Here is a 14,009-nt window from a genome sequence, read left to right as displayed (position 1 = left end):
CGGGATGCGTTATAAGGTGAGCCTAACCAAACCGGAGGTACCCGTGAACACGCCCCGCCCCAAGGTCCGGCTCAGTCGCGCGCTGGGCATCCCGCTCACGCCGAAGTGCGTCCAGTACTTTGAGCGCCGTCCGTACCCGCCGGGTGAGCACGGCCGGAAGCGCCGCAAGGACAGCGACTACTCCACCCGTCTCAAGGAGAAGCAGCGGCTGCGCGCGCAGTACGACATCTCCGAGACCCAGCTGCGGGCGGCGTTCGACCGGGCCAGGCGCGCCGGCGGCAAGACCGGCGAGGCGCTGATCCAGGACCTGGAGTCGCGGCTGGACGCCACCGTGCTGCGCGCCGGCTTCGCGCGGACCATCTACCAGGCCCGCCAGTTCGTCACCCACCAGCACGTGCTGGTCAACGGCACGCGCGTCGACCGCCCCTCCTACCGGCTGCGGCCCGGCGACTTCGTGCAGATCGCGGAGAAGTCGCGCGCGAAGGAGCCGTTCGTCGTCGCCGCCTCGGGCGCGCACGCCGAGGCCCCGCAGTACCTCGAGGTGCGGCTGGCCGAGCTCCTCGCCCGCTACGAGCGGACGCCGAACCGCGACGAGGTGCCGGTCGTCTGCGAGGAGCAGCTGGTCGTGGAGTACTACTCGCGCTGATCGCCGGGCGGGATCTGCACACCCGCCGCCATCAGCCGCTCGACGGGGGCGACCGTGCAGCTTTCGCCGGGGCCGAGGCGATTCAGCCGATCGGGATAGGTCGTGCCCAATGCACTCGCGCGTGGCGGGATGGAACAATGCGGCCGGAGCACGCGTGCACGGTCGCCGGATGGGCGGGCCAGGGCGTGCCGGGCGGTGGGGAGAGCGGCACTGAACAGGCATCTGGCAGAGCTCGTCCCGGGCGCGCCCTGGACCGAGCTCCAGCGGATGATCCTGGAGCACGACTGGGGGACCACCGCCCTCGGCCCGCAGGACGACTGGTCGCCCACGCTCCGGACCGCCGTCAGCACCGCCCTCAACTCGCGGTTCCCGTTCCTCCTCATGTGGGGGCCGGAGCTCGTCATGGTCTACAACGACGACTACGCCCCCATGCTCGGCGCCCGTCATCCCGCCGCGCTGGGCCGCTCGGCCCGTGAGGTGTGGTCCGACATCTGGGACGCGCTGGACCCCATGGTCGAGGAGGTGATGGCCGGGCGGGCCACCTACTCCGAGGACCTGCTGCTGGTCATGACCCGCCACGGCTGGGAGGAGGAGACCTACTTCTCCTTCTCCTTCAGCCCCGTGGTCGAGCCGGGCGGCCGCGTCGTCGGGCTGCTCGACACGGTCGTGGAGACCACGCACCGCGTGCTCGCCGCCCGGCGGCTCGGCATCCTGCAGCGGCTGGGGAGCCTGCCGCGCGCCGCGCACGGGAACACGAGGGAGGCGGTGTCCACCGCCCTGGGGATCCTGGCCGACGCCCGCAGCGACTGCCCCTTCGGCATCGTGTACCTGACCGAGGACGACGGCGAGCAGCCGCGGCTCGTGGCCGCGCAGGGTCTGAGCGCGCAGGGTGACCTCGTGACGGGTCCCATCCCCGAGCAGGTGCGCCAGGCGATGGTGACCGGGCAGACCCGGACCGTCACGGGGCTGGCCTCGCAGTTGCCGGGCCTGTCGACCGCCGGCGCCGGCCCCATCGGAGGAACGGACGTCGACACCGCGGTCGTCCTGCCGCTCACGGCGGCCGGTGCGGAGCGGCCGGTGGGGGCGCTGGTGCTCGGGGCCAGCCCGCACCTCGCCCTCGACGAGGACTACCGCATCTTCATGTCGCTGGCCGCCGGCCAGGTCGCCGCCACCGTCACCGACGCGCAGGCGGTCGCGGCGGAGCGGCGGCGGGCGGAGGAGCGGGCGCAGTCCGAGCGGGCACGCGCCCAGTTCTTCAGCGACGTGGCCGTCACGCTGCAGCGAGCGGTGCTCGGCCCGACCGTGCTGCCCGAGGGTTTCGCGGTCCACTACGGGCCGGCCACCGGCACTCTCGAGGTGGGCGGCGACTGGTACGACGTCGTCGACCTGCCCGACGGCCGCTACGGCGTGGTGGTCGGCGACGTCGTGGGCCGTGGGCTGCCCGCCGCGGCGGTGATGGGGCAGCTGCGCAGCGCCGGCCGGGCGCTGCTGCTGGAGAGCCGTTCACCGGCGCACGTCCTGTCCGCCCTGGACCGGTTCGCGGCGCTGGTTCCCGGTGCTGCCGTGAGCACCGTGTTCTGCGCGGTCATCGACGGCACCACCGGCAGCGTGCGGTACAGCAGCGCCGGTCATCTGCCTGCCCTCCTCGTGGCGGCCGACGGCACGGTCCGGCACCTGGAGGAGGGCCGCGCCCTCCCGCTGGCCGTCGTCGACGGGTGCGAGCGCCCCGAGGTGGAGGTGGAGGTGTCGGCCGGCTCGACCCTGCTGCTCTACACCGACGGCCTGGTCGAACGGCGCGACGAGGCCCTGGACGAGGGGATCGGGCGAGCCGCCGACGCGCTGGTCGAGGGCCGCCACCTGGGCCCCGCACAGCTGGGCGCCCTGCTGACCGAGCGGCTGCTGAGCGACGCCCCCGACGACGACGTCGCCTTCGTGCTCTTCCGCTGCGGCTGATCCTGCGGGGCACCGGCACGTGGACGTCGTCCGGACCAGCAAGCGGCTGTCCTTCGTCCTCCGCCATCGGCCGGACTCCGTCGGGCTGGTGCTCGACCCGGCCGGATGGGTGGACGTCGACCAGCTGCTCGCCGCGCTGCGGCTGACCCGGGAGCAGCTCGAGCGGGTCGTGGCCACCAACGACAAGCGCCGGTTCGAGATCGCCGGCGACCGGATCCGCGCCGTCCAGGGCCACAGCGTCGCCGTCGAGCTCGGCTACGCCCCGGAGCGTCCGCCCGCGCAGCTGTTCCACGGCACGGTCGAGCGGTTCCTCCCGGCCATCCTCGCCGAGGGCCTCCGACCGCAGCGGCGGCACGCCGTCCACCTCAGCCCCGACGTCGCGACCGCCCGGACGGTGGGCGCCCGCCGCGGCCGCCCGGTGGTGCTGCGGGTCGACGCCGTCCGCCTGGCCGACGACGGCGCCGTCTTCTCCCGGTCGGCGAACGGGGTGTGGCTGGTCGACGCCGTTCCGCCGTCGTACCTGACGGTTCTCGACGACTGAGGCTCAGCGGGGCAGCCGCACCGCCAGCAGGGCGATGTCGTCGTCGCCGCGGGTGCCCAGGGCGCCGAGCAGTCCGTCGCAGACCCGGTCCAGGGGCTCCTGCCCGATGCGGGACAGCGCCCGCACCAGCCACGCGGTCCCGTCGTCGAGCGTCATGCCGCGTCGCTCCACCAGGCCGTCGGTGTAGAAGAGCACCGAGTCCCCCCGGTGCAGCTCGATCGCGTGCTCGCTGCGGGGGGAGCCCTCCGGCGAGGCGCCCAGCAGCCGCTCCGGAGTCCGCTCCAGCAGGCGCGCGGTGCCGTCGGCACGCACCAGGACCGGCGGCAGGTGCCCGGCGTTGGACCAGCACAGGGGCGCCGTCGCGCCGGCCCCACGGACGTCGAGGGTCGCGATCGTCACGGTGACCAGCGTGTCCAGGCCCAGCCCACCCAGGACGTCGTCCAGCGTGCTCAGCAGCGCCGCGGGGGAGGTGTGCCCCGACCTCGCGAGCGCACGGACCATGCCCCGGGTCTGCGCCATCGTGGCGGCGGCCGGTGCGTCGTGGCCGGCGACGTCGCCGATGACGAGCATGATCCGGCCGTCGCCGAGTGGGAACGCGTCGTACCAGTCACCGCCCACCTGGGCACCCTGCTCGCCGGGCAGGTAGCGGGCCGCGGTCTCCATGCCCGGCACCTGGGGCGGCGAGCCGAGCAGCGCCCTCTGCAGCATCTCGCCGGTGCGCACCGCGGCGCGCGTGGCGGCGGCCTCGGCGCTGAGCCGGGCGACGTGCGCCTCGTGCCGCAGTCGGAGGTCGCAGGCGCCCACGGCGATGACGCCGGCGAGTACCACGGCGATCATCCGGACGGTCTGGGCGACGGCCGTGTCCGAGGTGTACTGCTGCTCGTAGAGCCCCAGCAGCGTCGCGACGACGAAGGCGGCCGATCCGTACGCGACGGTCGCGCGACGGCTCAGCCAGGTGGCGGCCACCAGCGGGGCCATCACGGTGAGCCCGAGCACGACCTGGCCGCGCCCGCTGACGACCTCGCCCAGCACGACGAGCGCCAGGACGACGGCGGGCAGCACCGCGTCGATCCGGCCTGACCGGTTCACCACGTCCCCCTCGTGCGGTCCGGCGCCCCGGCTGCTGTTGGAACCCGGGTCCTCAACCTAGACGACGGCGCCGGCTCCTCCCCGCACTCCCGGGTGGGGCCTCAGCTGCTGGAGCCGGGCATCGCATCCAGGGGCAGGCCGACGTAGAGCATGCCGATCAGCACGCCGGCGTCGTCGTGCAGGCCCGCGTAGGCGGTGAAGTACTGCCGGCCGGCGACGGTCGCCTCGCCGGTGTAGACCTTGCCGGCCAGGACGGCGGCCAGCACCGGGTTGGGGGTGCCGTCGGCGCCGAGGCGGGGGATGTAGGTGCCGACGTTGCGGCGGCCAGCGGGGTTGAGCACCGTCGTCGCCGCGCGGACCATGCTGCCCTGGTCGTCGAGGCGCTGGAACAGCGTGCAGCTGCCGCCGACCTGGCGGACGACCTCGTCGACCAGCAGGGCCGGACGGCGGGGGTCGTCGCTGCGGTCCAGCGGGAGGTCGCCGACGAGGACGTCGGCCAGCTGGGTGGTGTGCGCGGCGCCGCTGACCTGGTCGCGCACGCTGAGGGTGGAGCGGTTCGTGCCGAGCCGGGCGCCGCCCAGCTCCGCCAGGTGCTGCTCGGCGACGGTGAGCGCACGCCGCACGTAGACGACCCGCTGGCTCTCGGCCAGCTGCGCGACGGCATCGGTGATGCGGGCCGAGCCGCTCGCCGCCCGGTCCACGTTCTCGACCACGCGCTCGGTCGCGGCCCGCTGCTGCTCGACGGCGGCGGAGATGGAGTCCTGCGCCTCGGCGATCGCTCCCAGGGTGCCGGTGATGCGCTGGATCACCGCGACGGCCTGCTCGGTCTCCTTCTGCACCGCCTTGATCTGCAGGTCGATGTCCTGCGCGGCCTGCGCGGTGCGTCCCGCGAGCTCCTTGACCTCGTCGGCGACGACGGCGAAGCCACGGCCGAGGTCGCCGGCGCGCGTCGCCTCGACGGAGGCGTTCAGCGCCAGGAACCGGCTCTGCTGGCTGATCGCGGTGATCATGCGGACGAACTCGGTGATGGCCGCGCTGGCCGCCTGCAGGGCGGTGATCCGCTCGTCGACGGCCTGCGCGTCGCGCACCGCCTCCTCGGCGACCGACGAGGCCCGGACGGTGCTCGCCGAGATGTCGCCGATCGCGGCGCGCAACTCGGAGAGCGACGCCGCGGCCTCGCGGGAGGTGTCGGAGACCTCGCGGGAGGCCTGGGCGAGCACGCCCGCCTGCTGTGCGGCCGCCTCCATGCTCGTGTCGCGCTCGACGCCGCGCCGGGGAGCGGACGCCCGGGGGGCCGCGGGCTGCCCGGGTGCGACCGGTCCCTGCGACATCGACGAGCGCACGACGCACCACCTCCTGCTGACACCTCGGGAACCGCATCCGGCGGGTTCGCGTGCGAGGGGTTCCGGAACACCGTAGGGCGCTCCTCCGGCGATCCCGGAAGGCACGCCGCGGACCGTCCCAGAGGTGGCTCGTGCTTCACCGGAATGGTGTCGGGTCACCGCCTTTCAATTGTCGACTCGGAGATAGGAGTTTCTTCTGAGAATGGAGTTAAGAATGGGCCGCGCGTTGCCGAAGACCTGGTTGTCGAACGACAGGCCAGTGCCGATGCGCCCGGATGACCAGCATCCGGGCGGGCCAGGCCGCTGAGAGAACAGGACACAGGCAATGCGCAAGTCGCGCGTTCTGCTCGCCGGAGTCGCGGTTGCCGCTGCCGGCCTCACCACCTCTGCCTTCACCGCCGGCAACAACTTCAGCACCGTCGACAACAACGTCGCCGGTTACGGCGAGCTGACGGCGACGGGTGTCTCGGTCAGCAACATCGCCTACACCCCGGCCACCGCTGACAGCGGCCGCCTGCAGACCGTGGCCTTCACCGTCGGCCAGGCCGTCGCGTCGCCCGGGATGTCCGCGCGGATGACCCTCTACAGCGGCACGACTCCCATCCCCGACGGCGCCAACACCTGCAGCTACGCGCCGGACGGCGCGGCGCACATCGTCACGTGCACCCTGACGACCACGCCGCTGCCGCTCATCTCCTCGTTCGACAAGACCTCCCTGACGGTCACCTCGAACTAAGCAGTCCCGCTGGGCGAGGCGGCCTCCGTGGCCGCCTCGCCCTAACCCTTGATCGGTGCCTCCATGACAGCCGCATCACGAGTCGCGAGCACCAGCGCCGCCGTCGCGCTGGTGCTCGCGACCATGTGGCTGTTCTGGCCCGCCTCGCTGGGAGGTGGGACGACGTACCTCAGCACCTACGGCATCAGCATGGAGCCGCAGTTCTCCGCCGGGGACCTGGCCGTCCTGAGCGAGGCCGGAACCTACTCGGTGGGCGACGTCGTCGCCTACCGCAGCGAGTCGCTCGACACGGTCGTCATGCACCGCATCGTCGCCGCGGACGCCGACGGATTCATCACCCAGGGCGACAACAACGACTTCCTGGACCAGGACCGGCCGACGCAGGACGAGATGCTCGGCTCGCTGTTCTTCCGGATCCCCAACGGTGGCCACGTGCTCGGCACGCTCACCTCGCCCGGGACCCTCGTGGTCGTCGGGCTGGCGTCGGTGCTGGTCCTGGGGGCGGCCAAGGCGGACAGGCAGCGCAGGGTGCGCCGGTCCCGTCGCCGGCGCGCGCCGTCGCTTCAGCTGCCGTCCCTCCAGCTGCCGTCGCTGCGGCTGCCCTCCTTCTCCGTGCCCTCGCTGCGCATGCCGGTGCCCTCGATCTCGCGGCTGGAGCCGGGTGGCGTTCCGATGCTCGTGCGCGCGAAGGCCCGCCAGGTGGCGCTCGCCGCCGGAGCCGTGGCGCTCGTGGCCGCCCTCGGTGCCGGTGCTCTCCTCCTCGTGCCCTCGACCGAGGACTCCGCCGAGACCGTCGCGGTGACCGAGCGGGGGCAGTTCTCCTACGGGGGCACTGCCGCCCGTGGCACCACCTACCCGACCGGCGTCATCGAGACCGGTGACACCGTCTGGACCAAGCTCGCCACCGGCCTGACCGTCTCCTACGCGAGCACCGTCACGGGTCCGGAGCTGAGCGCCCTGCAGGGTGCGCTGCGCCTGGACGTCTCGGTCGAGGCACCGGACGGTTGGGGTGCCTATCTCACCAGCGGGCCCGTCGCCCGCCTGCAGGACGGCACGGCCACGGCGAGCGTCGCCGTCGACACCGCCCTCGCCGCGTCCGTCCTCGCGAAGCACTACGCCGAGGTCGGCGGGGCAGGCGGCGGCGCGACCCTCCGGATCACGCCCACGACGGCCACCACCGGCACCGTGCGGGGCATCGCGTTCGAGGCGAAGGCGCCGGAGACCCTGGCGTTCTCGCTCGAACCGACGTCGCTGCGGCTGACGGGCGAGGCCGACACCGTGCTGAAGACGCTGACGGAGACCGAGGTGGAGACCGGCGAGACCGTCGCGCGCACCTTCGAGCTCGCCGGCGTCGGCGTCCCCATCGGCGTGGCCCGCGCCCTCGCCGTCGTCGTGCTGGCCGTGGCGCTGCTCGTCGCCGGCGTCGGAGCGTGGCTCGGGCGGGCCGGCCGGAACGACCCCGCCGACGACTTCGTGCTGCGGCACGCCGACCGGATCGTGCCGGTCACCGCCTTCGCGGCGGGGGGAACGGTCATCGACGTCTCCGACGCCGAGTCCCTGCACCGGGTCGCGGAGCGGTTCGACACCGTCGTCCTCCACCACGCCGGGCCCGACGAGGACACCTTCGCCGTCCGGGACGTGGACGCGACCTACCGGTTCGTCGTCCCCGGTGCCGCCGAGCGCCGGCGCGGCAAGCCCCCGGTCCCCGGGGCGCACGCCTACGAGCCGGACCTCACGACGCCGCTTCCCAGGGTTGGCGCCCTGCGCGGCCGCATGGCCTGATCGGGCGACTCAGACCGGTTCGACCGGGTCCGCGTCATAGGACCCCAGCGCCCGCTGCGTCCACAGCACGTCGCGCCACATGCCCTGCTTGAAGCCGATCCGCCGGTAGGTGCCGATCGGCTCGAAGCCCATCGCGGTGTGCAGGCCCACGCTCGGCTCGTTCGGCAGGGTGATCCCGGCGACCGCGGTGCGGAACCCGCGGTCGGCCAGCCGGGCGAAGAGCGCCTCGTACAGCGTCCGCCCGTCGCCGCCGCGGCGACGCCGCCCGCCGTCCAGGTAGACGCTCACCTCGCAGGACCACCGGTAGGCAGCGCGCTCCTTGTACGGGCCGGCGTAGGCGTAGCCGACGACGACGCCCTCGTCCGCCAGGACCAGCCAGGCGTGCGCGCGCTGCGCGGCGGCGATGCGCCCGGCCATCTGCGCCTCGGACGGCGGCTCGAGCTCGAAGGTGATCGCCGTGTCGGTGACGTAGGGCGTGTAGATCGCAGCGCACACGGCGGCGTCGTCCGCGGTGGCGTCCCGGACGACCGGAGCTGAGGCACCCATGATCACCGACGGTAGAGGGGCGCTCCGCTAGCGTCGCGCGCCGTGCCCGCCGCTCCGTCGTCGACGACCGTCGCCGGCCTGGTAACCGCCCTCGTCGGGTTCCTCAGCTCCTTCGCGGTGGTGCTCATCGGCCTGCGCGCGGTGGGGGCGTCGCCGGCACAGGCCGCCTCCGGCCTGGTCGTCCTGTCGGTCGCCATGGGGCTCGCCACGGTGCTGCTGGCGCAGCGGACCCGGATGCCGATCACCGTGGCGTGGTCCACGCCGGGTGCGGCGCTGCTGGCGACGGCGTCCGCGCCGTCCTGGCCGGTGGCCGTCGGGGCCTTCGTCCTGGTCGGTGCCCTCGTCCTGCTGGCCGCCGCCTGGCCCCGGCTGGGCACCGTCATCGCGGCCATCCCGCCGGTGCTCGCGCAGGCCATGCTGGCCGGCGTCCTCGTTCCGCTGTGCCTCGAGCCGGTCCGGGCGGCGCTGGAGATCCCCCGGCTGGTGGTGCCGGTCGTCCTCGTCTGGGCGGTGCTGCTGCGGTTCTCCCCGCGCTGGGCGGTACCGGCCGCCTTCGCGCTGACCCTCGGCACCATCGGCTGGCTGTCCGCGTGCGAGGGCGGTGTCCCGGCCGCCGCGCTGCTGCCCGCGTTGGAGTGGACCACCCCGGACCTCGGCTCGGCCGCCGTGATCGGGCTCGGGTTGCCGTTGTTCCTGGTGACGATGGCCTCCCAGAACGTGCCGGGCATGGCGGTGCTGGCGGCGTACGGCTACCGCGCACCGTGGCGGGCGGCCATGGCGGTCACCGGCGCCGGAACGCTGCTCGGCGCCCCCTTCGGTGGTCACGCGATCAACCTGGCCGCGATCAGCGCAGCGCTGGCGGCGGGTCCCGAGGCCGACGCCGACCCGGCCCGTCGCTACCTCGCCGCGCGCACCGCGGGCGTTGCCTACGTCGGCATCGCGCTCGTGTCGGCCGCCGTCGCCGCCCTGGTCGCCACCGCGCCCGCCGGCTTCGTCGCCGCGGCGGCCGGGCTGGCGCTGTGGCCGGTGCTGGCGTCGTCGCTGAGCGGCGCGCTGGCGCGGCCGGAGGACCGCATCCCCGTCGTCGCCACCTTCCTGGTGGCGATCAGCGGCGTCGCCGTGGGCGGAATCGGGTCGGCGTTCTGGTCGCTGGTCGTCGGGCTGGCGTTCTGGGCCTGGTACCGGCCCTCTCGCGCCTGACCTACGCGGCTCAGCGGCGCCAGAAGTCGAACCGGTCGCGTCCCGGGCGGAAGCCGGCCGCCTCGGCGACGGCGACGGCGAGGTCGAACTTCTGCCCGACGGCGGTGGGCGCGTGGGCGTCGCTGCCGAAGCTGACGGCCTCGCCGCCCTCCTCGTGGAACCAGCGCACCTGGTCGGCCGACGCCAGCGGGCTGCTGGTGTTGATCTCCAGCGCCCGGCCGCTGCGGGCCAGGGCCCGGAACACCGCCCGGTACTCCTCCTCGTAGTCCTTCTCCACGTACCGGTCGCTACCGCCGGGCCAGTACCGCCGGGGGAAGTCCACGTGCGCCAGGACCTGGAAGACGTCGCTGCTCTCGATCATCCCCACCATCTCGCCGAGGTAGCGGCGCATGGTGGCGTCGGCGCCGTCGTGCAGCAGCCTCCCCACGCCGACCAGCCGGCCGTCGTCGGAGAGGGAGTGCAGCGAGCCGAGGACGCGGTCGACCGGGGAGTCCTCGAGGTGGCGGGCGATGCTCGCGGCGAACAGGTGCGGCTCGCCGGTCTCGATGCCCGACCAGATGCGCAGCTCCGGGAACCGGTCGCGGCACTCGGCGAGCTCGGCGAAGTAGCCCTCGACGTCGATGGGCAGCTGGTGGGCGGGGTGGCGGTCGACCAGCCCCTCCTCGGTCGCCCGGTCCTCGGCCTGCCAGACGGTGAAGTCGAGGTGCTCGGTGAAGGCGATGGCCGGCAGGCCCTTCGCGATCGCCCGCTCGCATGCCCTGCGCATCGTCGACGAGTCCGGCGTGTCCCACGACCAGTGGGTGTGGACGTGGTTGTCGGCCGGAAGCTGCCCCTGGGATGCCATCGCCTGTGGATTCTCCACCGCCGTCCCCACCTCGCGCGCGGGCACCCGTTCTGTCGGCCGGGATGCTTACTGTCGTCCCCATGAGCACCGCTGCCCCGCCGTCGGAGATCGCCGGTTCCGTCGCCGCCGAGGCCCTGGAGATCCTGCGCGAGCTCACCGGCCGTCCCGACGCGGTCTTCCGCGAGGGCCAGGACGCCGCTGTCGCGGCGCTGGTCGAGCGCTCCGCCCGCGCCCTGGTGGTCCAGCGCACCGGCTGGGGCAAGTCGGCGGTCTACTTCGTCTCCACCGCTCTGCTGCGCCGCCGCGGCGCGGGCCCGACGCTGCTGGTCAGCCCGCTGCTCGCCCTGATGCGCGATCAGGTGGCCGCGGCCGCTCGCGCCGGCATCCGGGCGGTGGAGATCTCCAGCGCCAACATGACCGAGTGGGATGACATCGCCGCCCGCCTGGCCGCCGACGACGTCGACGTCCTCCTGGTCTCCCCGGAGCGGCTCACCAACCCCCGGTTCCGGGAGGAGCAGCTGCCCGGGCTCGTCGCCCGGTGCGGGCTCGTGGTGGTCGACGAGGCGCACTGCGTCTCCGACTGGGGGCACGACTTCCGCCCCGACTACCGCCGCATCCGCGACCTGCTCGGCACGCTGCCCGCAGGCACCCCGGTGCTGGCGACGACGGCGACGGCCAACGAGCGCGTGGTCGACGACGTCGCCGAGCAGCTCGGGGCCGGCGGCGTCGAGGTGACGACGGTCCGCGGTCCGCTGTCCCGCGACTCCCTTCGGCTGGGCGTGCTGCGGCTGCCGTCGGACCGGGCCCGACTGGCCTGGCTGGCCTCGTACATCGGGGATCTGCCGGGCAGCGGCATCGTCTACACGCTGACCGTGGCCGCCGCGGAGGAGACGGCCAACCTCCTGCGCGACGCCGGACACGAGGTGCGCGCCTACACCGGCCGCCTCGACGACGCCGACCGCAAGGACGCCGAGGAGGCGCTGCGGGAGAACCGCGTGAAGGCGCTGGTCGCCACCTCCGCCCTGGGCATGGGCTTCGACAAGCCCGACCTGGGCTTCGTCGTCCACCTGGGGGCGCCGTCGTCGCCGGTCAGCTACTACCAGCAGGTGGGTCGTGCCGGCCGCGCCGTCGAGCACGCCGACGTCCTGCTCCTGCCCGGGCCCGAGGACATCGCGATCTGGCAGTGGTTCGCCACCTCCTCGATGCCGCGCGAGGACCACGCGGCAGCAGTGCTGACGGCGATGGCCGACGGGAAGGCGTGGTCGGTGGCCCGCCTCGAAACCGTCGCCGACGTCCGCCGGTCCCGCCTGGAGCTGCTGCTCAAGGTTCTCGCCGTCGACGGCGCAGTCGAGCGGGTGCAGGGCGGATGGCGCTCCACCGGCCGGCCGTGGGTCTACGACGCCGACCGCTATGCCCGGGTGACCCGCACCCGCGAGGCCGAGCAGCGGGCGATGCTCAGCTACGCCAAGCCGGTCGACGAGGCCGAGTGCCGCATGGCCTTCCTGCAGTCCGCGCTGGACGACCCGACCGCCGCGCCCTGCGGCCGGTGCGACGTCTGCGCCGGCCCCTGGTACGCGACCGACGTCCCCGAGGCCGCCGCGGAGAAGGCGTCGGCCGCGCTCGACCGGCCCGGGGTGGAGCTCTCCCCCCGGGCGATGTGGCCCACCGGCGCCGACCGCCTCGGCGTGGACGTGAAGGGCAAGATCGCGCCGTCCGAGCAGCTGGCCACCGGCCGGGCGGTCGCGCGGCTCACGGACCTCGGCTGGGGTCAGCGCCTGCGCTCCCTCCTCGGCGACGACGGCATCGGCGGCGTCGTGGAGCTCGACCTCGAGGCACCCGGCATCGAGGAGGACCCGGACGCCGCCTTCGAGGTGCCGGTGCGCCGGTCGGTCTCCGACGTCCCGCCGGACGAGGAACTGCTGCGAGCCTGCGGACGGGTGCTCGCCGCGTGGGACTGGGCAGAGCGACCGGCAGCCGTGGTCTCGATCCCGTCCCGGCGACGTCCTCAGCTGGTCAGCGGTGTGGCGCAGGGGCTGTCCCGCATGGGACGGCTGCCCTACCTCGGGGAGCTCTCGCTCGCCCACGGTGGGCCGACCGGTCAGCCGGGGGGCAACAGCGCCTTCCGGCTCGCCGCGGTGTGGGACCGCATCGTCGTCGGGCCCGAACTGCGCGACCGCCTGGCCGAGGTGACGGGCCCGGTGCTGCTGGTCGACGACCTCGCCGACTCCCGCTGGACCATGACGGTGGCCGGTCGGGAGCTGCGTCGGGCCGGCGCCTCCTCGGTGCTGCCCTTCGCCCTCGCGCTCACCGCGTAGGGGGATGACGACGGCCTCCTCGAGGGCTCGGGTCGGGCCGCGGGGTGAAGGCCGCACGTTATGCACAGCTTTTCGCACACATGTGCGAAAGGTCCGGGTAGCGTCCTCCCCATGACGCTGGCGCACCAGCCCTCGATGTGGGACCTCGCCGATGCTGCGACGCTCGGCCGGCTCGACGCGGTCGTGCGGCACGAGCTCGGCCGCAGGGCGTGGGTGGACCACCTCCCGGGGTGGGTGACCGGATCCGACGAGGTGCTCGACGTCCTGCTCGGGGACATCGGCTGGCGGGAGGACCGCCGGCAGATGTACGAGCGCGAGGTCGCGGTCCCGCGTCTGCTGCGGTGGTACGGCGGCGGGGAACGGCTGCCGCACGCTCTGCTCACCGAGGCGCGCGACGAACTGAACCGCCACTACGGGCCCGAGCTCGGGGAGCACTTCGTCTCCGCGGGCATGTGCCTCTACCGGGACGGTCGCGACAGCGTCGCCTGGCACGGCGACCGCATCGGCCGCGGACGCTCGACCGACACGATGGTTGCGATCGTGTCCTTCGGCTCGCCCCGACCGCTTCTCCTCCGCCCGGTCGGGGGCGGGGAGTCACTGCGCTTCCCTCTGGGACATGGCGACCTCGTGGTCATGGGTGGCTCGTGCCAGCGGACCTGGGAGCACTGCATCCCTAAGACCGCCAAGCCGGTCGGCCCCCGGGTGAGCGTGCAGTTCCGCCCCCGCGGAGTCGCCTGACCAGGCCTTTCGCCGCCGCGGGGGCTCTGCAGGAGGGCCCAGGGGACCCCCCCTGCAGAGCCCCCTCAGGACGGTGTACTGTTCTCTCTGCGCCCCACGGAAGCCCGCAAGGGCCACCGAGGAGCCCCCCACCGGGGAAGCTCTGGAAGCGGCGTAGAGTTGGACATCCAGCCAGGGACGGAGCCCGGAAGGGTCGAGTTTCTGCGCGTCCGCTCCTTGAGAACTCAACAGCGTGCCGAAAGTCAGTGCCAAGTAATACCCCGTGTCAGGGCTTTG

The 14,009-nt window shown here is 73.8% G+C and carries 12 protein-coding genes; 8 read left to right on the top strand and 4 right to left on the bottom strand.

Features of this window, described 5'->3' with window-relative positions; genetic code table 11:
• Positions 1 to 43 precede the first annotated feature (43 nt).
• The 3 genes from rpsD (at position 44) to C5508_RS07320 (ending at position 3,140) form a co-directional block, all read left to right on the top strand.
• Positions 44 to 646 carry a 30S ribosomal protein S4 gene (rpsD, locus tag C5508_RS07330; RefSeq protein ID WP_104524288.1) on the top strand — a complete coding sequence of 201 codons (603 nt, stop codon included), beginning with the start codon at positions 44 to 46 and terminating at the stop codon, positions 644 to 646.
• 267 nt (positions 647 to 913) lie between these two features.
• Positions 914 to 2,599 (top strand): SpoIIE family protein phosphatase, encoded by a 1,686-nt coding sequence (locus tag C5508_RS07325; protein WP_104524287.1) that lies wholly within the window; start codon positions 914 to 916, stop codon positions 2,597 to 2,599.
• A gap of 19 nt (positions 2,600 to 2,618) precedes the next feature.
• On the top strand, positions 2,619 to 3,140 hold the full coding sequence (locus C5508_RS07320; protein WP_104524286.1) for an RNA 2'-phosphotransferase: 522 nt from the start codon (positions 2,619 to 2,621) through the stop codon (positions 3,138 to 3,140).
• Positions 3,141 to 3,143: 3 nt separating this feature from the next.
• On the opposite strand, the gene C5508_RS07315 is transcribed toward C5508_RS07320, so the two are convergent.
• Both C5508_RS07315 and C5508_RS07310 read right to left on the bottom strand, forming a co-directional pair.
• A complete protein-coding gene (locus C5508_RS07315) occupies positions 3,144 to 4,232 on the bottom strand; it encodes a PP2C family protein-serine/threonine phosphatase (RefSeq protein WP_232796982.1) in 1,089 nt (362 codons plus the stop codon).
• A 98-nt stretch (positions 4,233 to 4,330) separates the two neighbouring features.
• On the bottom strand, positions 4,331 to 5,572 hold the full coding sequence (locus tag C5508_RS07310) for a Cache 3/Cache 2 fusion domain-containing protein (RefSeq protein WP_232796981.1): 1,242 nt from the start codon (positions 5,570 to 5,572) through the stop codon (positions 4,331 to 4,333).
• Between the two features lie 325 nt (positions 5,573 to 5,897).
• Between C5508_RS07310 and C5508_RS07305 the strand changes: the two genes are divergently transcribed.
• Together C5508_RS07305 and C5508_RS07300 are read left to right on the top strand one after the other, a co-directional pair.
• A complete protein-coding gene (locus C5508_RS07305) occupies positions 5,898 to 6,308 on the top strand; it encodes a hypothetical protein (RefSeq protein ID WP_104524285.1) in 411 nt (136 codons plus the stop codon).
• Positions 6,309 to 6,371: 63 nt separating this feature from the next.
• Entirely contained in the window at positions 6,372 to 8,090 is a 1,719-nt protein-coding gene (locus C5508_RS07300) for a signal peptidase I (protein WP_104524284.1), read from the top strand.
• Positions 8,091 to 8,099: 9 nt separating this feature from the next.
• Here C5508_RS07300 and C5508_RS07295 read toward each other — a convergent pair whose 3' ends face one another.
• Entirely contained in the window at positions 8,100 to 8,636 is a 537-nt protein-coding gene (locus C5508_RS07295; RefSeq protein ID WP_104524313.1) for a GNAT family N-acetyltransferase, read from the bottom strand.
• A 42-nt stretch (positions 8,637 to 8,678) separates the two neighbouring features.
• Here C5508_RS07295 and C5508_RS07290 point away from each other — a divergent pair, with 42 nt between their 5' ends.
• Positions 8,679 to 9,836, top strand: coding sequence for a benzoate/H(+) symporter BenE family transporter (locus C5508_RS07290; protein WP_104524283.1), 1,158 nt, complete (start codon positions 8,679 to 8,681; stop codon positions 9,834 to 9,836).
• 10 nt (positions 9,837 to 9,846) lie between these two features.
• On the opposite strand, the gene C5508_RS07285 is transcribed toward C5508_RS07290, so the two are convergent.
• On the bottom strand, positions 9,847 to 10,698 hold the full coding sequence (locus C5508_RS07285) for a PHP domain-containing protein (RefSeq protein ID WP_104524312.1): 852 nt from the start codon (positions 10,696 to 10,698) through the stop codon (positions 9,847 to 9,849).
• A 62-nt stretch (positions 10,699 to 10,760) separates the two neighbouring features.
• On the opposite strand from C5508_RS07285, the gene C5508_RS07280 reads away from it, so the two are divergent.
• A complete protein-coding gene (locus tag C5508_RS07280) occupies positions 10,761 to 12,995 on the top strand; it encodes a RecQ family ATP-dependent DNA helicase (RefSeq protein WP_104524282.1) in 2,235 nt (744 codons plus the stop codon).
• Positions 12,996 to 13,106: 111 nt separating this feature from the next.
• The gene (locus C5508_RS07275) at positions 13,107 to 13,733 is read left to right on the top strand and encodes an alpha-ketoglutarate-dependent dioxygenase AlkB (protein WP_104524281.1); all 627 of its coding nucleotides are present in this window, start codon (positions 13,107 to 13,109) and stop codon (positions 13,731 to 13,733) included.
• The last annotated feature ends 276 nt before the right edge of the window (positions 13,734 to 14,009 follow it).

The organism is Blastococcus atacamensis (assembly GCF_002938425.1).
GTDB classification, from domain to species: domain Bacteria; phylum Actinomycetota; class Actinomycetes; order Mycobacteriales; family Geodermatophilaceae; genus Blastococcus; species Blastococcus atacamensis.
Note: the sequence above shows the minus strand (reverse complement) of the source record. Positions and strands in the feature narration are given on the sequence as shown.